The 308-nt window shown below is 42.5% G+C and carries 1 protein-coding gene; it reads left to right on the plus strand.

Annotation, left to right across the window (positions count from 1 at the left end):
• Positions 1–308: hypothetical protein (locus AB4585_RS28020; RefSeq protein ID WP_372172030.1), on the plus strand; the 308-nt coding region annotated here is incomplete at both ends.

Here is a 308-nt window from a genome sequence, read left to right on the forward strand (position 1 = left end):
CAGTTAAGAGATAAAGGTATCGGAATAAACCGTCAGCAAGGTCTTGGCTGGGTGGGGGTTAATCCTGCTTGGGCATCAAATGGCCAACTGACGAATAGCGGTTTATTTGATGCCTATTCATTGTCTTTTTCACAGCAAAAATCATCATTTAAGGAAGCAGATACTGCATTTACTCGTTGGTTATCTGCCAAGAACAAGTCAGTCGAAAATCAGAATGAAATAAACACCTCAGCAAATACCATCATCAAGCAGGTGCTTTCGGCATACCAGCAGTTCCGCAGTTACAACAACATTCAAGCCCCTTATGC

The organism is Vibrio sp. 10N.222.49.C9, assembly GCF_041474985.1.
Taxonomy (GTDB): Bacteria; Pseudomonadota; Gammaproteobacteria; order Enterobacterales; family Vibrionaceae; genus Vibrio; species Vibrio crassostreae_C.